The organism is Nocardia suismassiliense (assembly GCF_900269665.1).
GTDB classification, from domain to species: Bacteria; Actinomycetota; Actinomycetes; order Mycobacteriales; family Mycobacteriaceae; genus Nocardia; species Nocardia suismassiliense.
Genome location: NZ_LT985361.1, coordinates 1,445,397 through 1,471,719, shown reverse-complemented (window position 1 = coordinate 1,471,719; position 26,323 = coordinate 1,445,397). Strand labels below are relative to the sequence as shown.

General features: G+C 68.0%; 25 protein-coding genes. 8 read left to right on the top strand and 17 right to left on the bottom strand.

The window, feature by feature from the left end; translation table 11 throughout:
- The first annotated feature begins 31 nt into the window (after positions 1-31).
- A complete protein-coding gene (locus tag DBO33_RS06535; protein ID WP_107654213.1) occupies positions 32-865 on the top strand; it encodes an NmrA family NAD(P)-binding protein in 834 nt (277 codons plus the stop codon).
- A gap of 107 nt (positions 866-972) precedes the next feature.
- On the top strand, positions 973-2,004 hold the full coding sequence (locus DBO33_RS06530) for a GAF domain-containing protein (RefSeq protein ID WP_107654212.1): 1,032 nt from the start codon (positions 973-975) through the stop codon (positions 2,002-2,004).
- A 185-nt stretch (positions 2,005-2,189) separates the two neighbouring features.
- Here DBO33_RS06530 and DBO33_RS06525 read toward each other — a convergent pair whose 3' ends face one another.
- Both DBO33_RS06525 and DBO33_RS06520 read right to left on the bottom strand, forming a co-directional pair.
- The gene (locus tag DBO33_RS06525) at positions 2,190-3,203 is read right to left on the bottom strand and encodes an NAD-dependent epimerase/dehydratase family protein (RefSeq protein WP_107654211.1); all 1,014 of its coding nucleotides are present in this window, start codon (positions 3,201-3,203) and stop codon (positions 2,190-2,192) included.
- 33 nt (positions 3,204-3,236) lie between these two features.
- Positions 3,237-4,046, bottom strand: a complete 810-nt coding sequence (locus DBO33_RS06520; RefSeq protein WP_107654210.1) for an S-methyl-5'-thioadenosine phosphorylase — start codon at positions 4,044-4,046, stop codon at positions 3,237-3,239.
- Positions 4,047-4,127: 81 nt separating this feature from the next.
- Between DBO33_RS06520 and DBO33_RS44405 the strand changes: the two genes are divergently transcribed.
- Both DBO33_RS44405 and DBO33_RS06515 read left to right on the top strand, forming a co-directional pair.
- The gene (locus DBO33_RS44405) at positions 4,128-4,250 is read left to right on the top strand and encodes a hypothetical protein (protein WP_267897877.1); all 123 of its coding nucleotides are present in this window, start codon (positions 4,128-4,130) and stop codon (positions 4,248-4,250) included.
- A gap of 78 nt (positions 4,251-4,328) precedes the next feature.
- Positions 4,329-4,652: a metal-sensitive transcriptional regulator gene (locus tag DBO33_RS06515; RefSeq protein ID WP_306796259.1), complete on the top strand. Its 324-nt coding sequence runs from the start codon at positions 4,329-4,331 to the stop codon at positions 4,650-4,652.
- Positions 4,653-4,880: 228 nt separating this feature from the next.
- Here DBO33_RS06515 and DBO33_RS06510 read toward each other — a convergent pair whose 3' ends face one another.
- The 5 genes from DBO33_RS06510 to DBO33_RS06490 form a co-directional block, all read right to left on the bottom strand.
- The gene (locus DBO33_RS06510) at positions 4,881-5,798 is read right to left on the bottom strand and encodes a TAXI family TRAP transporter solute-binding subunit (protein WP_107654208.1); all 918 of its coding nucleotides are present in this window, start codon (positions 5,796-5,798) and stop codon (positions 4,881-4,883) included.
- A gap of 166 nt (positions 5,799-5,964) precedes the next feature.
- The gene (locus tag DBO33_RS06505) at positions 5,965-7,395 is read right to left on the bottom strand and encodes a sensor histidine kinase (RefSeq protein WP_107654207.1); all 1,431 of its coding nucleotides are present in this window, start codon (positions 7,393-7,395) and stop codon (positions 5,965-5,967) included.
- 13 nt (positions 7,396-7,408) lie between these two features.
- Complete coding sequence (locus tag DBO33_RS06500; protein ID WP_107660032.1) at positions 7,409-8,068, bottom strand: response regulator transcription factor; 660 nt, start codon at positions 8,066-8,068, stop codon at positions 7,409-7,411.
- Positions 8,069-8,118: 50 nt separating this feature from the next.
- Positions 8,119-9,528, bottom strand: coding sequence for an MFS transporter (locus DBO33_RS06495; RefSeq protein WP_107654206.1), 1,410 nt, complete (start codon positions 9,526-9,528; stop codon positions 8,119-8,121).
- A gap of 213 nt (positions 9,529-9,741) precedes the next feature.
- Positions 9,742-10,566 (bottom strand): LLM class F420-dependent oxidoreductase, encoded by an 825-nt coding sequence (locus tag DBO33_RS06490; RefSeq protein WP_107654205.1) that lies wholly within the window; start codon positions 10,564-10,566, stop codon positions 9,742-9,744.
- Between the two features lie 169 nt (positions 10,567-10,735).
- Here DBO33_RS06490 and DBO33_RS06485 point away from each other — a divergent pair, with 169 nt between their 5' ends.
- Positions 10,736-11,182, top strand: a complete 447-nt coding sequence (locus DBO33_RS06485) for an Hsp20/alpha crystallin family protein (protein ID WP_107660031.1) — start codon at positions 10,736-10,738, stop codon at positions 11,180-11,182.
- A gap of 60 nt (positions 11,183-11,242) precedes the next feature.
- On the opposite strand, the gene truA is transcribed toward DBO33_RS06485, so the two are convergent.
- The 8 genes from truA to infA form a co-directional block, all read right to left on the bottom strand.
- Positions 11,243-12,169, bottom strand: coding sequence for a tRNA pseudouridine(38-40) synthase TruA (truA, locus tag DBO33_RS06480; protein ID WP_407670600.1), 927 nt, complete (start codon positions 12,167-12,169; stop codon positions 11,243-11,245).
- A gap of 109 nt (positions 12,170-12,278) precedes the next feature.
- Positions 12,279-12,803: a 50S ribosomal protein L17 gene (rplQ, locus tag DBO33_RS06475; protein ID WP_107654204.1), complete on the bottom strand. Its 525-nt coding sequence runs from the start codon at positions 12,801-12,803 to the stop codon at positions 12,279-12,281.
- Positions 12,804-12,855: 52 nt separating this feature from the next.
- Positions 12,856-13,914, bottom strand: a complete 1,059-nt coding sequence (locus DBO33_RS06470; protein WP_014981770.1) for a DNA-directed RNA polymerase subunit alpha — start codon at positions 13,912-13,914, stop codon at positions 12,856-12,858.
- Between the two features lie 102 nt (positions 13,915-14,016).
- Positions 14,017-14,622 carry a 30S ribosomal protein S4 gene (gene rpsD / locus DBO33_RS06465; protein WP_107654203.1) on the bottom strand — a complete coding sequence of 202 codons (606 nt, stop codon included), beginning with the start codon at positions 14,620-14,622 and terminating at the stop codon, positions 14,017-14,019.
- A gap of 22 nt (positions 14,623-14,644) precedes the next feature.
- Positions 14,645-15,058 carry a 30S ribosomal protein S11 gene (rpsK, locus tag DBO33_RS06460; RefSeq protein WP_040731638.1) on the bottom strand — a complete coding sequence of 138 codons (414 nt, stop codon included), beginning with the start codon at positions 15,056-15,058 and terminating at the stop codon, positions 14,645-14,647.
- Positions 15,059-15,068: 10 nt separating this feature from the next.
- Positions 15,069-15,443 (bottom strand): 30S ribosomal protein S13, encoded by a 375-nt coding sequence (gene rpsM / locus DBO33_RS06455; protein WP_014981767.1) that lies wholly within the window; start codon positions 15,441-15,443, stop codon positions 15,069-15,071.
- 217 nt (positions 15,444-15,660) lie between these two features.
- The gene (gene rpmJ, locus DBO33_RS06450; RefSeq protein ID WP_011207363.1) at positions 15,661-15,774 is read right to left on the bottom strand and encodes a 50S ribosomal protein L36; all 114 of its coding nucleotides are present in this window, start codon (positions 15,772-15,774) and stop codon (positions 15,661-15,663) included.
- A 182-nt stretch (positions 15,775-15,956) separates the two neighbouring features.
- Positions 15,957-16,178 carry a translation initiation factor IF-1 gene (infA, locus tag DBO33_RS06445; RefSeq protein ID WP_003418601.1) on the bottom strand — a complete coding sequence of 74 codons (222 nt, stop codon included), beginning with the start codon at positions 16,176-16,178 and terminating at the stop codon, positions 15,957-15,959.
- 318 nt (positions 16,179-16,496) lie between these two features.
- On the opposite strand from infA, the gene DBO33_RS44655 reads away from it, so the two are divergent.
- Complete coding sequence (locus DBO33_RS44655) at positions 16,497-19,727, top strand: nucleotide-binding protein (protein ID WP_407670486.1); 3,231 nt, start codon at positions 16,497-16,499, stop codon at positions 19,725-19,727.
- Between the two features lie 285 nt (positions 19,728-20,012).
- On the opposite strand, the gene DBO33_RS06435 is transcribed toward DBO33_RS44655, so the two are convergent.
- Positions 20,013-20,405, bottom strand: coding sequence for a DUF4254 domain-containing protein (locus tag DBO33_RS06435; RefSeq protein WP_107654202.1), 393 nt, complete (start codon positions 20,403-20,405; stop codon positions 20,013-20,015).
- A 278-nt stretch (positions 20,406-20,683) separates the two neighbouring features.
- On the opposite strand from DBO33_RS06435, the gene DBO33_RS06430 reads away from it, so the two are divergent.
- Positions 20,684-21,493: a GntR family transcriptional regulator gene (locus DBO33_RS06430; protein ID WP_107654201.1), complete on the top strand. Its 810-nt coding sequence runs from the start codon at positions 20,684-20,686 to the stop codon at positions 21,491-21,493.
- Positions 21,490-22,128, top strand: a complete 639-nt coding sequence (locus tag DBO33_RS06425) for a GNAT family N-acetyltransferase (protein WP_107654200.1) — start codon at positions 21,490-21,492, stop codon at positions 22,126-22,128. The genes DBO33_RS06430 and DBO33_RS06425 overlap by 4 nt, the downstream gene beginning before the upstream one ends.
- An 83-nt stretch (positions 22,129-22,211) precedes the next feature.
- Here the strand turns inward: DBO33_RS06425 and eccCa are convergent, their stop codons facing one another.
- Positions 22,212-26,288: a type VII secretion protein EccCa gene (gene eccCa / locus DBO33_RS06420; RefSeq protein ID WP_107654199.1), complete on the bottom strand. Its 4,077-nt coding sequence runs from the start codon at positions 26,286-26,288 to the stop codon at positions 22,212-22,214.
- Positions 26,289-26,323: the final 35 nt, after the last annotated feature.

The following is a 26,323-nucleotide window of genomic DNA, read 5'->3' as shown; positions in this document are numbered from 1 at the left end:
GCGCGCGGGGCGGGCCGAAAGGAAGCAGAAAATGATCTTGGTAACCGGCGCCACCGGAAACATCGGTGGCGAGGTGGTGACGGCGCTGAGCGAGTCCGGCGCGCCGGTGCGCGCGCTGGTGCGCGATCCGGCGACGGCCACGCTGCCCGCGGGTGTCGAGGCGGTGACCGGCGATCTGAACCGGCCGGAGACCATGGTCGACGCCCTCGACGAGGTGCGCGCGCTGTTCCTGCTGCCCGGCTACGACAACCAAGCCGACCTGCTGGACCGCGCGAAAAAGGCCGGGGTGCAACGGATCGTGCTGCTGTCGAGCGCCTCGGCGGCACTGCAGGATCTGGACAACGCCGTCTCCCGCTACATGACGCTGTCCGAGCGGGCGGTGCGCGAATCCGAACTGGCGTGCACGTTCCTGCGGCCGCGCTCGTTCATGTCGAACGCGCTGCGCTGGCTGCCGCAGCTTGCGGCCGGTGACGTGGTGCGGGTGCAGTTCCCCGAGGTCCGGTTCGGCGCGATCGACCCGGCCGACATCGCCGCCGTCGCCGCCCTGGCACTCACCGGCGACGACCTCAACGGCCGGACGCTCGAACTGACCGGCCCGCAGGCCCTGCTGCCCGCCGACCAAATCGCCATCCTCGCCGCCACTTTGGGCCGGCCGTTGGTCGCACAGGGGCTGAGCACCGAGGAGACCAGGGCGGAACTCAGCGCGACCATGCCGCAGCACTACGTCGAGGCCTTCCTGAGCTTCTTCGCCGACGGCACCCTGGACGAGGCGACGCTGTATCCCACCGTGCAGGAGGTCACCGGACGCGCGCCACGCACCTTCGAACAGTGGGCGCAGGCGCACGCCGCCGACTTCACCGGCTGAGGCGGGTAAGCGGACCCTGTCCACGGTCGGTCTCGGCGAGTCAGGCACGATATGCACTGGCTATCAGCCTGACCGTGGCATAGGGTTCGACTCGGGAGGGGGGATTTGTGATACTCGGGCGCTGGTTGCTCATCGAAACGCTCGGACACGTCGACACCTGGTCGCTGCTTGCGGTCGGCACGGCGCCCCGGGAATGGAAGTCGTTCCAGCGCGCCGTTTCGACGCGATTACAGCCCCTCATCGCCACCGCCTACACCACCGGCACGGTCGTCGACCAGCAACTGCCGCAGTCCCGGCACGACTGGTCGGGCCAGCGCATCGTGGTGGTGCCGCTACACGGGCCCGACGAACGGGTGCATGCCGTCCGGCTGTGGGTGGGCACCGGCGATCCGCCCCCGCCGGTCGGTGTCGCCGCGTTCGGCGTCGACGCGCGAGCGCGGCGGATCGAGGCCCTCCCCTACGACCTCGGACCGCATTTCGAGGACCGTCGCATCGTGTGGATCGGCGCCGAATCCTTCGAGCTGATCGAACGTTTCGACGGCGCACTCGATCTCGTCGCCACGCTGGCCAGATCCACGCCTGGCGACCGGTGGCTCGACACCGCGACCGTGCGCGCCCGGACCGGCCCGCGCACACTGCTGCTCGCTGCCCGCAACCCCGACGAGAACCGGTACCGCTGGCTGGGTCTGGCCGTCGATGTCACCGATAGTGTTGCGCCCCAGCGCAAATCGTTCGAGGCAGCGACCCTGGACCTGCTGCGCGGCGCGCAGCCGAACCTCTACCTCGCCATCGTCGACCTGGCCCAGGTGCGGCGGATCCGCTGGGTCACCGAGCCGGTGCCCGGGTTGCGCTGGGGTCGCGGCACCGACGAGCGCACCGTGCCACACCCCGCCGACCGCGAACGAATAGTCTGCGCCCGCAACGACATCCGCTCCGGCGCCGAACGGGTCACGCTGGCGGCGGTACGGATGGCCACCGATACCGGCGACTGGCTCGTCGCCGACCTGGAGGCTTCTCCGCTGCCCGGCGGAACGACGGGGGCGCCGGTTCCCGAATTCGCCTTGGTCCAGCTGGAACTCATCGACGATCCGCAACCGGAGGAACTACCGGCCGCCGATCAACCGCCCGCACCCGAGTGAACCGCCGGCCACCGACCGAACACCCGCAAACCGGTGCACGATCGGTGGCCCATCAATCACTCGCAAACCCGAGCGACCGTCGGCTACCCAGCAATTCCCGTAAGCCCGAGTAACCGTCGGTCGCCCATCGACGGGGCAGCACAGTGGCAAGTAGTCACCATCAACCGGCCGCCACCCGGCAGTCGTCAGCCTGCCGCCGCATTCGCCGGCACAGCCACGAACTCCGCCAACCCCTGCTGCGGCGCGACCACTGCACTGAAACCCAATGTGCGCCTGGCCCGTTCGGGATCGGCGACGAAATGGCGGACATCGCCGATCCGGTATTGACCGGTCACCACCGGCGCGGGACCACCACACGCCTTCGCCATGATCGAGGCAACCTCCCACAGCGTGATCGGCCGTCCGGACGCGATATTCAGCGGAACGAAACCGGGCAGCGCCCGCTCGACCGCCGCGAGCACAGCCACCGCGGCGTCGCGCACATGCACGAAATCCCGGACCTGCCCGCCGTCTTCGAACACGTGCGGTGCCCGCCCCTCGTCCAGCGCGGCCCGCACCTGACCCACCATCCCGGCCCGCGCGCCTACACCGTAGACCTGGTGCATCCGCAGCGCGGTCACCGCGCCGCCGACCTGCAAACCCCAAGCGAAGGCATAGTTTTCCTGCGCCACCTTGCTCGCGCCGTAGCTCCCGCGCGGGCGCAGCGGTGCGTCCTCACCCACCGGCTCCCAGGTCAGCACGTCGCCGGTGCGCGGAGCCCGATGGTCGAACATGCCCCGATCCAGATCCGCGCGCCTGCGCAGACCGGGGAAGAACGGCCCGCCGCGCACGCTGCGGTAGCGGCCCTCGCCGTACACGCTGATCGATGACGCCAGCACCAGGCGGCGCACCTTCGTCCGTTCCATGGTGCCGAGTAGCGCCGCGGTGCCCAGGTCGTTGTGTGTCGCAAAGTCGGCCGGACCGGCGCCCGCGGTGACCGCGGCGAGATGGCAGACGACGTCGATGCCCGCGAGCAGCGGCGCGAGCGCGTCGGCATCGCGCACATCGACCCGCGAAACACCGTCCGGCGGCTCCGCATCCGGCCCGTGCACGGTGTCGAGCATCAGATCGATGCCGACTACTTCATGACCCGCGGAAGACACGACCTTGCACACGTGTGTTCCGAGGAAACCGGCCGCGCCGGTGACCAGCACTCTCATTCACCGCACCCTTGTTCGGCACCCCCGCATGGGTCAGGGTAACTCGAACGGGAGCGACACTCCGGTATGAACGCGGCACCGGTCGCAGGTGTCGGTCTCGGTGACCGCGGCCACCGAGCGGCGGATCAGGTCCTTGAACGGCACCAGGTTGCGCTTGAACTCGGCGAAGACATCGACCGCATGCACGCCGGTACCCTCCTCCAGGCCCGCGTCCAGGTCTGTCACCAAAGCGACTGCGGCGTAGCACATCTCGAGTTCCCGGGCGAGCACAGCCTCGGGGTGACCGGTCATGTTCACCAGGTCCCAGCCCTGCCCGGCGAACCAGCGACTCTCCGCCCTGGTGGAAAAGCGGGGGCCTTGGACGACGACCATCGTGCCCGCGCCCTTCATCGGCAGCACGTCGTCGGCGGATTTGATCGTCGCGGTACGAAGGTCGTCGCAGTACGGGTCCGCGAAGGAGACGTGCACGCCACCGCCGTCGAAATACGTCTGCGGACGGCCGGAGGTCCGGTCCACCAACTGGTCCGGCACCGCCACCGTGCCGGGACCCCAGTCCCCGCGCAGGCTCCCCACCGCACACGGCGCGAACACCCGCCGCACCCCGAGCGAACGCAACGCCCACATGTTCGCCTGGTACGGCAGGGTATGCGGTGCGAACTCGTGACTCTTGCCGTGCCGCGGCAGGAAAGCGACCGGCCGCCCCTGCACCTCGCCGATCGCCACCGGCGCACTCGGCGCCCCATACGGGGTTTCTACCTCGACGTGCGTCGCCTCGTTGTCGAAGAAATCGTAGAAGCCGCTGCCGCCGATGACGGCGAGCGCAGGCCTGGCATGCGAACTCATGCCCCGATTCTCCCGTCCCCGGGACGTCCGCCGATCAACGGGTACCGCAACTCTGAGCGCACGCCAGGTAGAGCCTTGTCGGTGCGCTCGGCCACGATGGCGGGCGGGGCGCTCGTGGTCGCCGGCATCGTGACGGCTCGTGGCGGAGCCGAGCATCGGGCCGCTACTCGGCCGCGTGACCCCGCGGAACAGGCGCTGACCTGACAAGTCGGGCGGAAAACTGTACCCTAGGGGGGTATGAATCCGGTTCGACCGTAGACCGGCAGCCAGCGAGGAGACATGGTGACCACCAGCCCCCAGGACCACGCCGCGCACGATCATGCCGCGCACGGCTACATCACCGCGAAGGACGACTATCTCAAGCGGCTGCGCCGGATCGAAGGGCAGTCGCGCGGACTGCAGCGCATGGTGGAGGAGGAGAAGTACTGCATCGACATCCTCACCCAGGTCTCCGCGATGACCAAGGCATTGCAGGCGGTGGCGATGGGACTGCTCGAGGATCACATCAGTCACTGCGTGGTCGACGCTGCGGTGGCGGGCGGTCCGGAGGCGGAAGCCAAGATCAAAGAGGCCACCGACGCCATCGCTCGGCTGGTCCGGTCCTGACCCTCCCCCGCTGAACCGTCGAATCGTAGCCAAGCTCTGCGCGAGAGCTGCAACCGCTGGCTGCATGACTAGACGTTGCGGCGGCAACCCTGCCTTCCCGCACACCTTTTGACATACGCACGCGTGTCGCTGCGGCAAGTCGGTGTGCGCGAAAGCAGAAGGTGTGCGGCGTGGGTGCTGCGGCTAGCCGTGGCAGCGGCATGAGTTCTTCGGCAAGCCAACGGGAGGCTAGCCGTGCCAGCGGCGGTAGACCTCGGCGGCGCCGGGGTGCAGTGGCACGGGGGCGGTGCCGATGAGGGAACGGCCGTCCAGGAATTGGGTGCCCGCCGCTTCGGTGGGCACCAGCGAATCCGCCTGGTATACCAGGAGTTCGACGATCGATGCGGCGACATGCTCGGGCATGGATGCGGCGGCGAGCAGCAGGTTAGCCACTCCGATGGTGTGTACGGCGACACCACCGGGGTAGGCGTCGGCGGGGATCTCCACTCGGTCGTATACCGGTCCGAACCGCTCGCGCATCGGCACAGCGAGGTCCCCCATGTCGACAAGCCGCATACGCGCGGGGATTTCGAGCACGCTCGTCGGCACGCCACCTGCCCACAGCAACGCGTCCACCTCCCCCGCTGCCAGCTCCGCCATCGCCGCCCGCAGCGGCCGATGCGAAACCTGCACGTCCACTTCAGGATTCAGCCCCGCCACCCGCAGGATCCGGTCACCGGTCAACGCCGCCCCGGACCCGTCGGCACCGAGATTCACCCGGGCGCCCCGTAACTGTGCGACGCTGCCGATCGCACTGTCCGACCGCACCACGAGCTGCAGATAGTTCTCATACACCCGGCCGAGCGCCAGCACCCGGTCGGTCGTATCCCCCACCGAATCCGACAGTGCCAACGCGGCGTCCACCTGCCCGCCCGCCAGCATCGCCAAGTTCTCCTGCGACCCCGACGTGGTCACCCGCTCGATCCGCACGTCGCCTTCCTGAGCCGCAGCGGCGGCGAGCAGTCCGGTGAACGCGTAATAGAACCCGCCCACCTCGCCCGAAGCCAACCGCACCACCGGCCCGCCTCCACTCGGCCCGCACCCGGCGATGCCTGCCGCGGCCACGCCGGTCAGCGCAAGAAATCCCCGCCGTCCCATCGTCACCATGGCGCCACCAGGGGCCGGCTTCGGCACTCGGCCACCGAGCCGAGCATCACCCGCCACTTCCAGCGTTCGGTCCGGCGCGTTTCACCCAAGGCAGCTGGATACGGACCGCGATACCGAGCTGGCCGCACACCGAATATCGCCCGCATCAACCCGTTCCAGTGCGCTGTCATGGCAGCTCCGCAGCCGGCAGCCGGATGTGGACAGCAAGTCCGTGGGGGTGGACCGTTTCGACGGTGAGGGTCCCACCACGGGCTTGCGCGAGGGCAGCGGCGATAGGCAACCCGAGGCCCGAGCCGCCGCTGACGGCGGTCGAGCCGCGGAAGAAGCGGGTGGTGAGCCGATCGATCTCGTCGGCGGGCACACCGGCGCCGTTGTCGTGGACGGTGAGGGTGACCCACCCAGGCTCGCCCGCGACGGTGAGCACCGTCCGGGCGCCGGATCCCGCGTAGCGGCACGAATTGCTCAGTGGCACATCGAGAATCTGGGCGAGCGCGTCGGCGGAGACCGCGACGTCGGCGTGCTCGATCGACGGACCGATCCGCAGTTCCTGCCCCGCCGCGTCGTACGCCGAACACCACGCGTCGAAGCGGTCCGCGACCACCTGGACCGCGTCGCAATGGTTCTCGTCTGCAGCGAGCCTAGCCGCGTCGAAGGCGGCGGGAGTTTCGGCGACGGCGAGAGTGAGCAGCCCGTCGAGCAACGCGGTCAGCCGCTCGACCTCGGCTGCGGCGCTGCGAAAGGTGTTCGCCGCCTTGTCCGGTATCGCGGGCTCCAGCGAGTCCAGTCGAATCGTCAACGCGGCCAGCGGGTTCCGCATGGCGTGCGCGGTATCGGCCACCAGCTGACGCTGCGCATCCACCGAGTCGGCGACGGCCAGCGCCATGGCGTCGAAAGATTCGGCCACAGCACGCATTTCGGGCGGCCCACCGTGATGCGTAGCGATCGACGCCGGATGTTTCGCTGCAACCGTCTCGGCCCGCGGCTTGGGCAGTGTCGCGGTGAGATCGGCGACGGCGTGCGAGAGCGCCCCGAGCGGCCGCAGCACCCAGCGGCTCAAAGTCAGTGCGAGCAAAGTGAACAGCGCCATCGCGATCACGCCGCCGAGCACGATCAACGCCCACGTGCGCGCGATGTCGGCGCGGGCCCGCGCGGTGGACGCCTGGATCACCACGGCGCCGCTCACCTGCACCCCGGTACCGACCGGGCGCGCGATCAGCATGGTCGGCGCACCCCACGGGGTCAGCTGCGCCACCGCGTGCGGACGTTGATTGCGCCGCGCCGCCGCCACCGCGGCACCGATCTCCGGGTCGTCGATACTCGCGCCACCATTGGCGGTCGTCGCTCCTTTCGCATCGACCACCAGCACGTTTTCGCCGTACAGCTCGTGATAGCGACCCACCTCGTCGGACAGTGCCCGGCTATCCCCCGAGGTCGAGGCGGCGGCAGCGAGATTCGCGAACCGGTCGGCATCGCCGGAGCGGGCGAGCACCAGCTGCTGGGTCCGGCTCGTCGCCACCGTCAACGACAGCGGCACGGCGAACGCCAGCACCGCGATCGCGGCGAACACGGTCAGCGCGATGAGTAGGCGGCGCCGCATGGCCTGCCCCTGGTCATTGCCCCCACCGATACCCGTAGCCGCGAATGGTGGTGATCAGTCCCGGCCGATTCAGCTTGGCGCGCAACCCGGTCATGTGCACGTCCAGCGACCGGGACACCGCGACGAACGCGTCACCCCAGATCCGGTCCATCAGCTGCTGGCGGCTCACCGCGGCGCCCGGCCGCTCCACCAGCGCCTGCACCAGCTCGAACTCCTTCTGCGTCAACGTGATCGGCTCACCGGCCACCTCGACGAGGCGCGCCTGCACATCCACCCGCACGTCACCGGTGACCACCACCGCCTGCGCCGGTTGCGCCGCGGCGGCCGCCCGCCGGGTGACCGTTTCCAGCCGCGCCATCAATTCCGCGATCCGCGGCGGCTTCACCAGATAGTCGTCGGCGCCGCCACGCAACCCGCGCACGATCGAACGTTCGTCGCTGCGCGCGGTCAGGATGAGCACCGGCACCTGACTCACTTCGCGCAACTGCCGCAGCACCTGCAAGCCGTCCCCGTCGGGCAGCCCGAGATCGAGAATGATCGCGTCGTAACCGCGGTGCGTCATCAGGATGTCCGCGCCGCGCCGTTTGCGCTCCGCCCGGTAACCACGGGCGTTCAGCGCCTCGACCAGCGCGTCACCGACGCCGTCGTCATCTTCGACCACCGCAAGCCGCACGCGCCGATCCTCCCACGATGGGCGAATCGGCGCGTGCGCCGGGCCGTCGGTCACGCAGTGGTGAGCCGACGTTCCGGCTCGGCCGTCCCGGCACCGGTCCCAGTTCCGGCGTCGGCGGCGGCCTGTTCGGCTTCGATGGTCGAGGAGGCGGAGGTCTCCCGCATGAACAGGTAGGTGAGCAGCGAGATGGCGATGCACCCCGCGACGTACCAGAAGTAGACCGACTCGTGGCCCGCCTTCTTCAGCGTCAAGGCGATCGTTTCGGCGGTGCCGCCGAAGATCGCGACGGTCAGCGCGTACGGCAGGCCGACGCCGAGCGCACGGATCTTGGTCGGGAACAGCTCCGCCTTCACGATGGCGTTGATCGAGGTGTAGCCGGTGACGATCACCAGCGCGCCCATCATCAGCGCCCAGGCGCCGATCGGGTTCTTGGTCTGCCCGAGGATCGTCATGATCGGCACGGTGAGCAGCGTGCCCGCGACACCGAAGAAGATGAGCAGCTTGCGCCGCCCGATCCGGTCGGACAACGCACCCGCCAACGGCTGCAGCACCACGAACGCCAGCAGGGCGAAGAAGTTGATCCAGGAGACGGTTTCCTCGGGGATGCCGACGCTCAGCTTCATGTACTTCTGCATGTACGTCGTATACGTGTAGAAAGCCACGGTGCCGCCGAGCGTCAAGCCGACCACCAGCAGACATTCGCGGGGGTACTGCATCAGCATCCGCAGCGAGCCGCGCGGCGCGGTGCTCGGCGCCGTGACCGCGTCGCCCATGCTGTTCACCAGCGGGACCGACTCGGCCGCCGCCGCTTCGAACTGCGCGGACTCGTCCATGCTGCGCCGCAGCCACATCACGATGAGCGCGGCGGCCGCGCCGATGACGAACGGGATGCGCCAGCCCCAGTCGTACATCTGGGCCTTGTCGAGGAATTGCTGCAGGATGATCTGCACGCCCAACGCGACGAGCTGGCCGGCGACCAGCGTCACGTACTGGAAGCTCGAGTAGAACCCGCGCTTGCCCGCCGAGGCCACCTCGGACAGATATGTTGCGCTGGTGGCGTATTCGCCGCCGACCGAGAGGCCTTGCAGCAGTCGGGCCAGCAGCAGCAGGACCGGCGCCGCGATGCCGATCGTCTGATAGCCGGGGGTCACCGCGATCAGCAGCGAGCCGCTCGCCATCACCGTCACCGACAGGGTCAACGCGGAACGCCGACCGTACTTGTCGGCGTAGCGTCCGAGCAGCCAGCCACCGAGCGGGCGCATCAGGAAGCCGACGGCGAACACCGCGGCGGTGGACAGCAGCTGCGCGGTCGGATCACCGGACGGGAAGAACGTTTTCGCGAAATAGATGCTGAACGCAGCGTAGACGTACCAGTCGTACCACTCGACGAGGTTGCCGATGGATCCGCGCAGCACGTTCGCGACGACCCGCCGCTCGCCCACGGGCTTTGTCGTAGTCACAAGATCTCCTTCTTCGACGCATCAGCGCGTCAGCCGAGACCGAGTGTGTCTGCTGTCACAGCGGCAAGGGAATGCCCAGAGCTCCTTCCTAACAGTCCCTTAGGAGTGTCAGGGCTCCTACCTAATCCAGTGGAGATCTTCTACACAAAAGCACCTCGCACAAGGTTGCGGCCTTGTGCGAGGTGCGATGCAGAACTTTGCGGCGGTGCCGGCTCAGCCGTTCAGCAGCGGTGCCAGCGTGCGCAGGCCGGCGAGGTAGTCCTCGTTCAGGACCTGCACCGCGACGTGGTTGCCACCCGCGTCCAGGTGCGCGGTGAGCTCGGCGGCGACGTGCTCCGGGCTGCCGTGCGCGATGACGGCGTCGAACACCCGGCTGCCGGGATCGGCGAGTTCTTCGTCGGTGAAGCCGAGCCTGCGCAGGTTCGAGGCGTAGTTCGTCAGGCCCAGGTAGAACCCGACGGTCCCCTCTGCGACGGCGTGCGCCTGCTGCGGGTCGTCGGTCAGTACGACCTTGTGCTCGGACGCGATCAACGCATCCGGGCCGATCTCCGCCCGGGCCTGCGCGGTATGCGTGGACGGCACGAAGTAGGGCAGCGCGCCCAAGGACCGCTGCGCGGCCAGCTTCAGCACCCGCGGGCCGAGGGCGGCCACGGCGCGGCGCTCTGCAGGCACGTCCAAAGCGTCCAGTACGTCGAGGTATTCGACGAGGGCGTCGTACGGCTTGCGGTACTCGCCGGTGTGCTCCGGATGCCCCGCACCGATACCGAGCAGGAAGCGTCCGGGGAAGCGCGCGTCGATCCGGTGGAACGACTCCGCGACCTCCTTCGCGGGCACGGCCCAGATATTCACGATGCTGGTGGCCACCTTGATTGTCTCCGTCGCCTCGAGCAACGGCTCGACGGTCGACAGATCCCCGGGCGGCGACGCGCCGAGCCAGAGCGTCCCATAGCCGGATTTCTCCAGCTCCTGCGCGTCTTCCGGGCTGAAGAGGTTGTACGCCCGCCACACACCGAATCGTCCGAGGCCCTCGATTGTCATGCTTTGCGGAACCACCGTGCCGCCCTTCCTATTCCGGCCCAGATCCACAAAAATTCCTGCCCCGAATCGTTAGCACTCGCGGGTCGAGAGTGCTAACTTTGGTGGTGCACAGCTACCGGCGCCTACCGCGGTGGCAGGCGTCGCCACAGGTGAAATGGAGGTGATTGCTGTGCTGAGGTTCGATCCATTCCATGACATGGACACCGTCGCGCGCCAGCTGCTCGGTGAGACCGCGGGTTCCTCCCGCGCCCCGCGATTCATGCCGATGGATCTGTTCAAAGCGGGTGACCACTACGTCCTGCACGCCGACCTGCCCGGAGTCGATCCCGGCTCGGTGGATGTGAGCGTGGACAACGGCACCCTGACCCTGCGTGCGCAGCGCAGCGCACCCAGCGAGGAAGGCGTCCAGTGGATCGCCTCCGAGCGCTTCGCGGGCAATTTCATGCGCCAGATCAGCCTCGGCGACAACGTCGATGCCGACAAGATCAGCGCCGCATACAACAACGGCGTGCTGTCCGTGACGATTCCGATCGCCGAACGGGCCAAGCCGCGCCGCATCGAGGTCGCCAGCGGGTCCTCGCAGCAGAAGACGATCGAAGCCGGATCGTCCAACTGAACGACTCCGCGCCCGCGCCGCAGCCGGTTGTGCGGCGCGGGCGCAGTGTCGGCTAGAAATTCAGCCCCCGCAACAACTTTCACCCGACGGCACGGTGCGCACTTCTCTGGTCTGCGCGTTGCGCGCGGCAAGATCCGCGTCGGCGGGATAGTCGACGGCGATCAGGCTCAGACCGTGCGCAGGAGCCACGGTGACCGAGCTGGAGCGCTCGGTTTCGTTCAGCAGGCCGCCGACCCAGTCCGGCGTGCGGCGTCCCTCACCCACCGCAAGCACGGCACCGACCAGGCTGCGAACCATGGACCAGCAGAAGGCATCCGCGCTGACATACGCGGTGAGCAGGTCGCCGTCGTGTTCCCAGTCGAAGCGCTGAAGTTCCCGCACCGTCGTCGCGCCCTCGCGGCGGCGGCAAAAGGCCGCGAAGTTGTGCAGGCCCAACAGCTTTCGAGACGCCGCGCGCATGGCATCGATATCGACATCGTGGCGGCAGCCCACAATGCTGCGGGCCTGCAGCGGTTCGGCGCCATAGGGAGCGGTGGTCAGCCGGTACGCGTAATGCCTGCGGATCGCCGAGAAACGAGCGTCGAATTCGGCCGGGACGAGGCGAACATCCTTGATCCGCACATCCTTCGGCAGGAAACGCGCCATCCGGTGCACCAGCCTGGCCGGGTCGAGCTCGGCGGTCGTATCGAAGTGGGCGACTTGCCCTTCGGCGTGCACGCCGGCGTCGGTGCGACCCGCGACGGTCAGCTGCACCGGCTCGCGGAACACCTTGCTCAGCGACTCCTCCAGCACGCCCTGCACGGTGCGCAGGCCGGGCTGGCGCGCCCAGCCGGTGAAATCGGTTCCGTCGTAACTGATGTCGAGCCGGAACCGGGCGGTCGCGTCAACCGGCGCCGCATCCCGCGTCGGCTCGGCCGAATCCAGCCCCGGCACAGCCGAATCCTGCTCCGGCCCAGCCGAGTTCGACGACGAGCTAGCCGACAGCATCGAGTCCTCCGCGCTCACTTCGATCTCCTGGTCAACGAACGAACCCGCCGACCCGCGGAATGCGGGCGGCGGGCTCGATCAGAAACTCCGACGCGAACGCCGGGCATCCTCAGGCCTTGTCTTCGGTGGCCTTCTCGTCGGCAGCCGGGGCCTCGACCTCAGCGGTCTCGGCAACAGCGTCGTCGGCCTTGTCCTCGACAACCTCAGCGGCCGGGGCCTCTTCGGTCTTCTTGGACGAGGCGACCCGGCGAGCGCGGTCGGCCTCGTTGGTCACGGTCTTCTCCCGGACCAGCTCGATGATGGCCATCGGCGCATTGTCACCCTTACGCGGCAGCGTCTTGGTGATGCGCGTGTAGCCGCCCTCGCGACCCTCGAACGAGGGGCCGATCGTGGCGAAGAGCTCGTGCACGACGTCCTTGTTGCGGATCACCTTGAGCACCTCGCGACGGTCGGCAAGGGTGCCTGCCTTCGCCTTGGTGACAAGCTTCTCGGCGTAGGGACGCAGTGCCTTGGCCTTGGACTCGGTGGTCGAGATTCGACCGTGCTCGAAGAGCGCCGTCGCCAGATTGGCGAAGATCGCCTTCTGGTGCGACGCCGACCCGCCGAAGCGAGCACCCTTCTTGGGCTTGGGCATTGTTGGTTCTCCTTGTGTGAGGCCGGGCCGGGGTGCCTACCCCGCGTCTGGCCTAGAGCTGTTCGGTCTCGGCGTAGTCCTGCTCGCCACCGTCGGTGTCACTGAACGTGCCGCTGTCGCTCCACGTTCCGGTGCTCGCGTCGTAACCCACCACAGACGAAGGATCGAACGACGCCGGGCTGTCCTTGAGCGAGAGGCCGAGCGCGTGCAGCTTGACCTTGACCTCGTCGATGGACTTCTGGCCGAAGTTGCGGATGTCCAGCAGGTCCGACTCGGTGCGGGCGACGAGCTCGCCCACGGTGTGCACACCCTCGCGCTTGAGGCAGTTGTAGGACCGGACGGTGAGGTCCAGGTCCTCGATCGGCAGACCGAACGAGGCGATGTGGTCCGCCTCGGCCGGCGACGGGCCGATCTCGATGCCTTCGGCTTCGACGTTGAGCTCACGGGCCAGGCCGAAGAGCTCGACCAGGGTCTTGCCCGCCGAGGCGAGCGCGTCCCGTGCGCTGATGGAGTTCTTGGTCTCCACGTCCAGGATCAGACGGTCGAAGTCGGTGCGCTGTTCGACACGGGTGGCCTCGACCTTGTAGGTCACCTTGAGCACCGGCGAGTAGATCGAATCCACCGGGATCCGGCCGATTTCCGCACCGGACGCCTTGTTCTGCACGGCGGGGACGTAGCCGCGACCGCGCTCGACCACGAGCTCGATCTCCAGCTTGCCCTTGTCGTTCAGGGTGGCGATGTGCATGTCCGGGTTGTGCACGACGACGCCGGTCGGCGGCACGATGTCACCAGCGGTGACGGTGCCGGGGCCCTGCTTGCGCACGTACATCGTGACCGGCTCGTCCTCCTCCGAGGACACGACCAGGCCCTTGAGGTTCAGGATGATGTCGGTGACATCTTCCTTCACGCCCGGGACGGTGGTGAACTCGTGCAGCACGCCGTCGATACGAATGCTCGTGACCGCGGCCCCCGGAATCGAGGACAGCAGGGTACGCCGCAGCGAATTGCCCAGGGTGTAACCGAAACCCGGCTCGAGCGGTTCGATGGTGAACTTCGAGCGGTTCTCGGCAACGACCTCTTCGGTCAGTGTCGGACGCTGTGAAATCAGCATTTAGGATCATCCTCCTGTTTGGGCGCCCGCTATTTGACGCCTCGTTTTAGGGGTTGTGCGTGATCCACCGACTAGATGGATCACGCACCGTGTAGCAGCGTGTTACTTCGAGTAGTACTCGACGATGAGCTGTTCCGAGAGCGGCACATCGATCTGGGCGCGCTCGGGCTGCTGGTGCACCAGGATCCGCAGACGGCCCGGGATGACCTGCAGCCAGCCGGGAACCGGCCGGTCGCCGACGGTCTCGCGCGCAACCTGGAACGGCAGCGTGCCCAGCGACTTCTCCTTGACATCGATGATGTCGTACTGGGTCACCTGGAAGCTCGGAACGTTGACGCTCCGGTTGTTCACCAGGAAGTGGCCGTGGCTGACGAGCTGGCGAGCCTGACGACGGGTACGGGCCAGACCGGCGCGGTACACGACGTTGTCCAGGCGGCACTCGAGCAGACGCAGCAGGTTGTCACCGGTCTTGCCCTTGAGGCGGTTGGCCTCTTCGTAGTACCGGCGGAACTGCTTCTCCATGACGCCGTAGGAGAAGCGAGCCTTCTGCTTCTCCTGCAGCTGGAGCAGGTACTCGCTCTCCTTGATCCGCGCGCGGCCGTGCTGGCCGGGCGGGTACGGGCGACGCTCGAACGCCTGGTCGCCGCCGACGAGGTCGACGCGCAGACGACGCGACTTGCGGGTGATGGGGCCTGTATAACGAGCCATTTTTTATCTCTTTCCTTTCCCGCTAGACGCGACGACGCTTGGGCGGACGGCAGCCGTTGTGCGGCTGGGGGGTGACGTCGGAGATCGTGCCGACCTCCAGGCCCGCGGCCTGCAGCGAACGGATCGCGGTCTCGCGGCCCGAACCCGGGCCCTTCACGAAGACGTCGACCTTCTTGACGCCGTTCTCCTGCGCCTTGCGGGCAGCGTTCTCGGCGGCGAGCTGCGCGGCGAACGGGGTCGACTTGCGCGAACCCTTGAAGCCGACGTGGCCCGAGGACGCCCACGAGATGACGTTTCCGGCCGGGTCGGTGATCGACACGATGGTGTTGTTGAACGTGCTCTTGATGTGCGCGTGGCCGTGCGGGACGTTCTTCTTTTCCCGGCGACGCGACTTCTGGGTCTTCTTGGGGCCGGAGGCCCTGGACTTCGGAGGCATCGGTTATCCCCTACTTCTTCTTGCCGGCGACGGTGCGCTTCGGGCCCTTGCGGGTGCGCGCGTTGGTCTTGGTGCGCTGACCACGCACGGGCAGCCCACGACGGTGGCGCAGACCCTGGTAGCAGCCGATCTCGATCTTGCGACGGATGTCGGCCTGCACCTCGCGGCGCAGGTCACCTTCGACCTTGAGCTCGGGCGAGCTCTCGATGTAGTCACGCAGCTGCGTCACCTGATCGTCGCTGAGGTCCTTGCTGCGCAGGTCCGGGCTGACGCCGGTGGCCGCGAGGATCTCCTTGGAGCGGGTACGGCCGATGCCGTAGATGTAAGTCAGCGCGATCTCCATGCGCTTTTCACGCGGGAGATCAACGCCCATGAGACGTGCCATGTGGCAGGTTCCTTAGCTGTTGCGGAGGTCTGCTCCCTGTCCGTCCCCTCGTCTTGGTGGGGCACCGGCCTCCGTACCGGTGGTTGGCGCACACGCCTTCCGAGCGAACCCGGAATACCGCAGCGTGCGGCTGGAGCTGGGAGTTCTTCTTTAGTTGGCCAAGCCGATCAGTGATCGGTGCCCGGCTGGTGATCGACGGGAGTTGCCTCCCGCTTGATCAGCCCTGGCGCTGCTTGTGGCGCAGGTTGTCGCAGATCACCATGACCCGACCGTGACGGCGGATCACCTTGCACTTCTCGCAGATCTTCTTGACGCTCGGCTGAACCTTCACGTCCGTCCAATCTTGTTGTGGTTCACACGGGTGTGAACACAGTTTTTCCCCAGCCTTTTCGCTGGGGAAGTCTGTTGTGCCGCTCTGTCGAGCGACGGTCCTGCACGGCCAGGCGAACTTCTCACCTCACCGAAGTGAATCGACCCGGGCACACTCCGCGAGGAGAGATCGCCCGATTCGATTTACTTGTAGCGGTAGACGATCCGGCCGCGTGACAGGTCGTATGGGGAAAGCTCGACGACCACGCGGTCCTCGGGGAGGATACGAATGTAGTGCTGCCGCATCTTCCCGCTGATGTGCGCGAGAACCTTGTGACCGTTCTCGAGCTCGATCCGGAACATCGCATTGGGCAGCGGCTCGACAACTCGACCCTCGACCTCGATGGCCCCGTCTTTCTTCGCCATGTCCTCCGCGATCCCGGTTACGCTCAACCTGGTTTGTTTGGCTTGTTTCTGCTTACATGGATCAATCGGCCGAAACTGACCGACGACATGCAAACAGTCGGCGCATAGGTGCACCGCCGCTCCAGCTTACCGGTACCGGATGGTTCCGGCAAAAATGGGTGTCGGTGGTAGCTCCCGCCGGTACTCTCTCCGCCCCGATCAGAGCACGAAATCGAGGGCCGCAGCGCCCTGGCCTCCTGCCCCTCTGCGATGTCCGGACGTCGCGTAAACTGACCGCTGTCCAGGTAAAGAGGGTCGAGCAGATTCGAGGGGGATGTGTTGAGCCGCAATAATGACGGCCTCCCCATGCTGCCGCCGTGGCTGTCCGAGAGTGATGTCACACAGGTCGGCTACGAAGCGCCGGTGCAGAACCTTCCCTCCGACGATGTGATCGACGAGAGACCCAGCCGCCGACGTCAAGACAAGAAGCGCAAGGGTTGGCGCCGGGACAAGAACGACACCCCGGCCACCGAAGAGCAGCAGCCCGCGGCCGGCCCGCACGGTCGCACACCCGAGGCAGGTTCCCGCTCGCCGGAGCCGCCGCAGCCCGACAGTCCGCGCGCGGACCCGTGGCGTCAGCCTGGACTGGATGCCTACGTGCAACCGCGTACGGATGACGTGTGGCAGGCCGGTCCGCCGCAACGTACCGAAGCACCGGCACAGCGTCCGGAGGCACCGGCTGCGCGGACCGAGGCACCGCCGCAGCGCACCAGCGGACCCGCACAGGGACTGCCCACCCGGAACCCCGGCCCGCCGCCCCCGGCCTTCCAACCGCTGGGCAGTCGCGCTGCCACCGAGCCGCCCGTCTCGACCGACCCGGCCACCCGGCACCAGCCCGCCCGGCCGGATCTGCCGCCGCCACCCGCGCTCCCGGATCCGCCGCCGCAGGCGTCACCGCCCATTCCGGATGCGCCGCCGCAAGCCGCGACCAATGCGCCGCAGGCTCCCGCGGAGCGTTACGCGCCGCCCGAGCCCGATGGCCCGCCGCCGTGGCTGGCCGGACCGCGGCCCGAGCAGGCGACGACCGCACCGGCCGCACCGCCGCGTCGGCCACCGCTGCCGGATCCCCCACCGTTGCCCGATCCGCCACCGGCGCAAGGCGGCTCGTCGACGGCTCCGTCCGCCGAGCAGACACCGCAGGCACGACCCGACGCACCGGTACGCGGACAAGAGCCGCCTGCCGCAAGCCGGATACCGCAGGCACCGGGCGACAATGCCGCCGAACGACCGAGTGCGCCAACATCTTCGGCGCCGCCCACCCGACCCGGGCCGCAGGATCAAGGCCGCGCACCCGGTGACAGCGTCGTTCCCCCGGCGGCGCCCGTAACCGGGCCGCAGGGACGCGCACCGCAGGCACCGGATCGTGAGCGGTCGGGTGCGGAGAACGCCGCCAGCGCCACGACACCTCCTGCCGCCGCACCGGGACAGGAACTTCCGAGCCGTGGACCCGCCGCGGGTTCGACACCATCGAGCCCGATCGCCCCGGCAGCGGGACAGTCGTCACCCGGCGACACCGTCGGCGCGCCTGAACGACCGGCCGGCCCGTCCGCCGTGCAACCAGGTGCGAACGGCACAGCGGTCCCGCCGCTGCCCGCCCGACCGGCCGAACCTGCCACATCAGGCGCCGAACGCCCGGAATCCGGTCAGCCACAACGCGACAACTCCCTCCAGGCACCCGGTTGGGTGCCCTCGTCCAACACCGGAGCGACACGGCCGTCCGCCAGCGGTCGGCATCGCCTGCCCGCCGAGATCGACGGGCTGCCGGGTGCACCCGAGGAGTCGGCGCAGCGCCCCGGCGGACAGCCGCAGCCTCGCAATGACCTCCCGCAGCCGCCGGTTGGGCCGTACGCACCGGCGAATCAGAGCGGACCGGGCGGCCCGACCGGATACCCGCCGCAGACGTCCGGCGGTCAGGCCCCGAGCAGCGAGCAGCCCGCACCACCGGCACCGGCACCGGCACCGGCACCGGCACCGGCACCGAGTGAGCCGTGGCGCAACGCCGCGGCGCCGGTGTGGGCAGACGAGTCCGTAGGTCGGCCACCGGCGGTCGGCGGGCAGGCACCAAGCAACGAACAGCCCGGCCCGCCCGCACCTGGCGTCCCGTGGCTCAACCAAGCAGCCCAAACCCCGAGCCGGACAGCACCATCCGTCGGCGGGCAAGCACCGGTCAGCGAGCAGCCAGGACCGCCGGTGCCCGGCGCTCCTTGGCACAACCAAGCCGCACCGGCAGCCCAAACCCCGGGCCAGACAGCACCGTCCGCGGGCGGACAAGCACCAGTCAGCGAACAGCCAGGACCGCCCGCACCTGGCGTTCCATGGCACAACCAAGCCGCACCGGCAGCCCAAGCTCCGGGCCAAACAGCACCATCTGCCGGCGGACAAGCACCTGGCAACGATCAGCCGGGACCGCAAGCGCCCGAGGTTTCTTCGCGTGCGCCAGGCGGATTCGCCGGACCGCAGGTCGGTGGCCAGGCGCCGGGTGGGACACCGCCCGCGCCGCCGCAACCGCCGGGCCAGTGGGGTCGTCCGCCGGGACCGGTCGGTGGTCAGTACCAGCCGGGCGTGCAATACCAGTCGGGTCCGCCGCCATCGCTGGACGATGTGCCGATGCGCCGGGCCAAGAAGTCGCCGGGCAGCGGCTGGCGTAAGGCCGTGCATCACGTGTCCGGTGGCGCGATCAATCCCGGGTTGTCCGCGGAGGAACTGCGGTTGCAGGAGCTGGTCGCCCGGATCCGGCAACCCGTGCGCGGCGACTACCGGATCGCGACGCTGTCGCTGAAGGGTGGTGTCGGAAAGACCACCACCACAATGGGTATCGGCTCGATCTTCGCGTCGATCCGCGGCGACCGGGTGATCGCGGTGGACGCCAACCCCGACTTCGGCACGCTGTCCCAGCGGGTGCCACTGCAGACCAGGTCCACCGTGCGTGATCTGCTGCTCGACCCGTCGATCCAGCGCTACTCGGATGTGCGCAGGCACACCTCGCAGGCCACCAGTCGCCTGGAAGTGCTTGCCAGCGAACGCGATCCGGCGGCATCGGAGGCGTTCAGCGAGGAGGAGTACCGTGCGGTCGCCCGGATCCTGCAGCGCTTCTACAACATCATCCTGACCGACTGCGGTACGGGACTGATGCATTCGGCGATGTCGGGCGTGCTGGATCTGGCGCACTCACTGGTGCTCATCTCCTCCCCCGCGATCGACGGCGCCCGCAGTGCCGCAGCCACTTTGGACTGGCTGTCGCTGCACGGACACGATCATCTGGTCCGCAACGCGGTGGTGGTGATCAACTCGCCGCGCGCCGGATCCCCGAATGTCGGCATCCAACAGCTGCGGGAGTACTTCCTGTCCCGGTGCCGCGCCGTGCACATCATCCCGTTCGACGCGCACATGTCCGAGGGCGCCGAGATCGATCTGCACCGCCTGCACAAACACACCAAACGCGCCTACGTCGAACTCGCCGCCACCATCGCCGACGATTTCGCCACCGATCACCGCCGCTACCAACCCTGAAACACCCTTGCGTCACACCGTCACGTGACAAGTGGGTTGCCAACATCGGGCCACCGATCGAGCAGAGTCATATGGTCGCCAAAAGATCTTCCGCAGCAACCATATGACTCTGCTCGACTCGAAATGCCCGACAACGCAACCACAACCGCTGGTGTCTCGCAGACCGTCCATACCTCTCACAGGGCTTACAGTCCTTGTGACAGGTACGGGCGGTCTGCGAGACCTCACGAAGCGACCGCGCGCGAAAACTGTTCGCGGGCTAGTGGTCTGGCGATAGGCGCGGAGTTACCACTCCGGGAGACGACGTCTGCCCGCGAGGATGTCGCGGACGAGATCGTCGTAGGCATCGGCGAGTTCGGCAAGGTGATGCCAAGCGCCGTGCAGTCTTTCGTCGTGTGCGTCGAGGGTCATCAGCGCGTGGTGCGCGCGCACCGAGGACTCGGCGAGGCGGTCGATGACCGCGCCGACGGTTTCGGTGTGCAGGGTCGCACCGAGCCGGTGCTGGGGCACACTGCGCGCAACCCAGTCATCGATGGCCATGACCAATTCGACTCTGCGGCGCTCGATTTCGAGGACCACCGTCGGGTCGGTGTCCACCGAACCACCACGACCGACCAGTCGCCGCTCGTGCAGCACCGCGAGATCGCGGGCGAACCAGAGCAACGGACCGCCGACCACACGGTGTCCACGACACGCCCGAACAAGTAGATCCGAGGTGGGAAGCAGTCCAGGAGCATGTGACTGCACCACCGAATCGGCACACCGCAGGGTGCCGGGAAGAGCCATTACGACTGTTGTATCCGAACCTGCCACGTTGCCTCGCCGTCATCGCCGCACAACACCGGATCAGGACGTTCATTACAATAAACCTCTGAAGGCACCTGTCAAGCGTTACCGGGCCGTAGGAAGTCACGAAGAGTACACTTCGTTACCTGCACGACCAACCGAGGAGCAAGATGGCGGACGGTCCGACGTACCACCGGATCGCAGACCTCCTCCGCGAGGAGATCCGCGCAGGCAAGTGGAAACCGGGTGATCGGTTGCCCAGCCACACGGAGCTGGCCGAGCACATGCAGGTCTCGCTTACCACCGCTCGCAATGCGATTCAGGTGCTTGTCACCGAAAATCTCGTCTACACAGCTACTTCCCGCGGCACCATAGTGCGAAACCAGGAAGTTCTGGAATCAGTTGTCACCGACCATATCCGGCACGACCGGCCGAAGTCACCGCACGATATCTTCGAGGAGATCGCGCGCGCCGCGCACCGGACGCCGTCCAAGGAGTTCAGCGCGAAGATGGAGCCTGCGGGTCCTTCGGTCGCGCTGTGGCTCGGCGTGCCCGAAGACTCGTGGGTGCTGGCCAGGACGGTCGTCCAGTATCTGGACAACGAACCGTGGTCCTGGGAGGTCAGCTTCTACCCCCGCGACCTGGCCGAGGCCACCGGAATCGACTCACCGCACGACATTCCGGAGGGCACCACCCGCCGGCTGGCCGTCAGCGGGCACGCCGAGACCGCCCATCGCGACACGCTGACAGCCCGCCCCGCCACCGCGGAGGAGGCCACCGTGCTCGGCGTGGCGGCGGGCACGATCCTGCTGGATCATCTGCGGATCGGCGCCAACCACGAGCGGGTCACCAGGGCCACCCGGCACCGTTCCATCGCCGCGAGTAACCGGCTGGCCTACCAGCTCGGCGATGCCGAAGGTCTGGCCGTGATCGGGCGCACCCTCGGCGTGCCGTACGGACCGGGCATCGCGACGGCATGAGTATCATGCTCCGCCAGGCGACAATTGGCGACCTAGGCGTGATCTGCCGCCTGCGCCTGCAACGCACCGCGTGGCTCACCACGCGCGGCTCCGATCAGTGGACGGTCGCGGGTCGTGGCCTGCCCATCGAGATCTTCGCGCGCTCGGTCGGCCGGTCGATGGACGCAGGCGAGACCTGGATCGCGGAGGTCGCGGGCGAACCCGCGGGCACGATCACCGTCAACCGCCATGCCGACCCGGGGCTGTGGTCGCCGTGGGAATTATCCGACGCGGTCGTCGTCCACTACATGATCGTCGACCTCCGCTTCGCCGGACAACGCATCGGCCAACGACTGCTCGCCCACGCGGGATGGCTTGCGCGCCAACAGGAACGCGACTGGGTCCGCCTCGACGCCTGGACCACCAACACCGAACTGCACGACTACTACCGCAGAGCGGGCTTCCAGTTCGCGCGCATCGCAGGCCCGATCGCGACCGGCCCGTCCCGCGCCCTGTTCGAACGTCGCGCCGACAGCTGGGATTTCGACGCCGCGGTCACGGTCCCCGCCGCCCGCGTCACCGGGACCACCCCGAACCTCGGCATCGTCCCACCCAGCTCGACCGCTAATTTCGCTGCGGGCCAACCGAACAACTGACCCGTACCGCGTGATCGCCCACCGAGCCACCATCGGGTCGGCAGCTCGCCCACGGCTACCCCGACTCGGCGGCGGCCCGACTCCTACTGGGTAGGCGGCATATACGCGATCTGCACCATCTCCTGGCCCTTGCTGCGCGAGGCCAGCGTGCCGCGACCCGGGGGCAGCTTGCTCGGCCGGATCTCACCGATGATCTTGCCCTCGTCCCGGGAGCCGCTCATGACCAGCGTGTCCACCGACAGGTTCTTCAGGCCACCGATGATCGGGTCGTAGAGCGCACGCGACACGCCACCCATACGGCGGGTGACGACGAAGTGCATGCCGATATCGCGGGCCTGCGGCAGGTATTCGATCAACGCGGCGAACGGGTTGATGCCGCCGGTGGCCACCATGTCGTAGTCGTCGACCACGATGTAGATCTCCGGCCCTTCCCACCAACTGCGCTCGCGCAGCTGCTGCGGGGTGATGTCGGAACCGGGGATGCGCTTGGACAGGAACTCCGCGACCTCGGCGATCATCGGCCCGCAGGTCTGCGACGAGGTGGAGTACCCGGCGAGATGTTCGCCCTCGACCACGCCGAGCATGGTGCGGCGGTAGTCGATCATGATGATCTTCGCCTGATCCGGCGTCGAATTCTCCACCACGCCCGTCACGATGTTGCGCAGCAGCGTGGTCTTGCCGGATTCGACGTCGGCGAACGCCATGAAGTGCGGATCCGTGCCGAAATCCAGGACGAGCGGCTGCAATTCGGATTCGCCGAGACCGACGACCACCCTGGTCGGGCTGAGCTCGATGCCCTGTTCCCTGGCGATGGCCAGCAGGTCGTCGCGGTTGAACTGCAGCGGCAGCATGCGCACCTCCGGTGCCCGCCTGCCCGCGTGCAGCTCCGCGAGTTCCTGACGCGCCAGGGTGACGCCGTCGGCCAGCGACTCCGGATCGGAGTTGGAGTCCAACCGCGGCAAGGCGACCAGCATGTGCAGCTGTTCCGGGGTGAGACCGCGGCCCGGCCGACCCACCGGAACCTGGAAGGCGGTGCGCCGCCCCATCTCCGAGTCGGTCGGGTCACCGAGGCGCAGCTCGAGCCTGGTGCCGATCTGGTCCTTCACCACCGGCCGGATCTCGGCCCACCGGGAGGCGCCGATGATGAGGTGGATGCCGTACGACAAGCCCTGTGCCGCAATGGCGGTGATCTGCGGCTCCAGCACGTCGAACTCTTCGCGGATCACCGCCCAGCCGTCGATCACCAGGAACACGTCACCGAAGCGGTCGTCGCCCAACGGATTACCCGCCGACGCCGCACCGTCGGGCACGTGCGCCGCCGCGGCGAACTTGCGCCGCCGGAACTCGGCCATCGACTCGATGCCGAGTTCGGCGAAGCGTTCCTCGCGCTGACGCATCAGCGAGGTGAGCTCGGCGATGGTGCGCCGCACCCGGTCGCTGTCGAGCCGACCGGCCACCGAGCCGACGTGCGGCAAGCCGACCAGGCCCGCCATACTGCCGCCACCGAAGTCCAGGCAGTAGAACTGCACGTGCTGCGGGGTGTGCGTAGCCGCGGCGGCCATGATGATGGTGCGCAGGGTGGTCGACTTGCCCGACTGCGGACCACCGACGACCGCCACATTGCCTTGGGCGCCGGCCAGACTGATGGTCAGCACGTCACGGCGCTGCTCGTACGGCTTGTCGATCACGCCGATCGGCATCCACAGCTGACCGTGCCGGTTGACCGGCGAGCGCCAGTCCGGGTCGGGCAGCAGCATGTCGACCGTCGGGGACTCTTCCAGCGGCGGCAGCCACACCTCGTGCGCCGGGCGGCCGTGCCCGGTCAGGCGTTTGACGACCACGTCGAGCAGCGAGTCCGGGATGCCCTCGTCCGGACCGGGCGCGTTGAGCGCCGACGGCGGCGGGGGCAGTTCGAGCATCGGGTTCGACGGCGACGGCGGCAGATTCAGCGCGGAATCATCTTCCACCGGTTCCGGCGTCTCCACCGGGGCGGCGGTGAACACCGCGGGCCGCTGGCCACCGACCGGACTGCCGTCCTCACCGGTTACCGTGCCCACCGGCGCCACATAGGGACCGGACACGTAACTCGCGTTGAACCGCAACGGATCCGAGGCGTCGCTCTTCAGGTATCCGGCGCCCGGCACGCTCGGCAGGTGGTAGGCGTCGGTGATGCCGAGGACCGCGCGCGACTCGTTGGCGGAGAAGGTGCGCAGACCGATTCGGTAGGACAGGTGCGACTCGAGGCCGCGCAGCTTGTTCTCCTCCAGCCGCTGCGAAGCGAGCAGCAGGTGCACGTGCAGCGAGCGGCCGAGCCGGCCGATCATCACGAACAACTCGGCGAAATCCGGCTTCTGCGAAAGCAGTTCGGAGAACTCGTCGACCACGACGAACAGCGCGGGTAGCGGATCGAGCGGCACGCCCGCGGCCCGCGCCTTCTCGTAGTCGGTGACGTTGGCGTAGTTACCCGCCGACCGCAGCAGTTCCTGGCGCCGGTTCATCTCGCCGGCGAGCGCGTCTTTCATGCGGTCTACCAGGGACAGTTCCTCTTCCAGGTTGGTGATCACCGCGGCGACGTGCGGCAGTGAATCCAGCCCGAGGAACGTCGCGCCACCCTTGAAGTCGACCAGCACCAGGTTCAGCGCGTCCGGCGAGTGCGTGGTGACCAGCGAAAGCACCAGCGTGCGCAGGAATTCCGACTTGCCCGAGCCGGTCGCGCCGATGCACAGGCCGTGCGGACCCATGCCGTTCTCGGCCGACTCCTTGATGTCGATCTCCACCGGTGTGCCGTCGGGGGTGATGCCGATCGGCACGCGCAGCCGTTCGCGCGCGGTGCGTGGCCGCCATACCCTGGCGGGATCGATCTGCGCCGCGTCCGGGATCTTCAGCAACGCCATCAGCCCCGGGTCGGCCGTCGAACCCTCGCCGAGACTGACGATCTGAGCCGCCGTGGCCAGCCGGTAACGCGACAGCGCCCGCGAAAACGCCTCGGCCTCCGCCGAAGTCACCACGTCGGCGGTGGCGAACTTCTCCACGCCCGCCGCGCTGCGGGCGGACACGTCGCCGTCCGCGGCGACCAGCTGGAGCCCGCGGCGCGCCGCGAGGCCACCCTCCGGTGCGGTGAGGTCGAGCACGGTCACCGAGTCCAGGCCGGATTCGCTGATCAGTCGTTCGTTGCCGTTGACGTACCCGTCATCGATGATCACCACCAGGTGCAGCCGACCCTGGGTGGGTTGCGGGTTACGCATGAACCGCCCGCGCTCCATCAGCTCGGCCGCCAGCGCGGTCTCCAGCTCACCCAGCGAGGTGTACATCATCCTGGCCGAGCCCATGCCGTCGCGCAGGGTCGGATGCTGCAGGTGCGGAAGCCATTTCGCCCAGCCCCAGGCCCCGTCCGGGTCCGCGCAGACGATGGCGACCGCGAGATGGTCGGGCCCGTGGAAGGTGACCAGCTCCATCAACATCGAACGCGTCAGCATGCGCGCGTCCTCGGCCGGGCCGCCGATGTTGATCGCGGGGAAGGCGCGCAGCGACACTGCGGTCGGCAAGCTGTGCACCACCGAATGGGTACGCACGAACCGGCGCAGCGCGACGGTGGAGACGGGCTCCAGGTCTTCCAGCGGACCGGTCTCCGGCCTGGCCAGCTTCGTGGCCAGCCGGTGGCTGCCGATACCGACGCGGACGTGGCCGAAGTCCGGATCGTTGGGCCTGCGCTCCCACATCCGCCGGGTGCCGATCAGCGAGGGCAGGTCGGCCGGGTCCGGATGGCTCCAGGCCAGCGTCTCCAGCTGCTTGCTGCCGGTGCGCCGCACGTCTTTACGGATCTGATCGAGGTAGCGGAAGTAGTCCTTGCGCTCCTCGTTGAGCTCGACTGCGCGTTTACCCGTGCCACCGCGGAAGCCCGCCATCATGCCGACCATCGACATCAGCATCATCATCGGGAACATCATCGACAGCGGATTGGCCAGCAGATTGCGGCCCATCATCGCCATCATCGCGATCATGCCGATCACCGCGACCACCATGACGACCGGCATCAGCTTCATCATCAGCGGGGCAGGCAGCGCGCGCGGAATCTCCGGCGGCGCGGTCAACGCCACCTCACCACCGGGTGCCCGGGGCGGCGCTATCCGGGGCCTTCGTACGAAACCTTCGGTAGCCATGAGTCCTTCGATCGGTCGAGCTGTCTGCGGTCGGC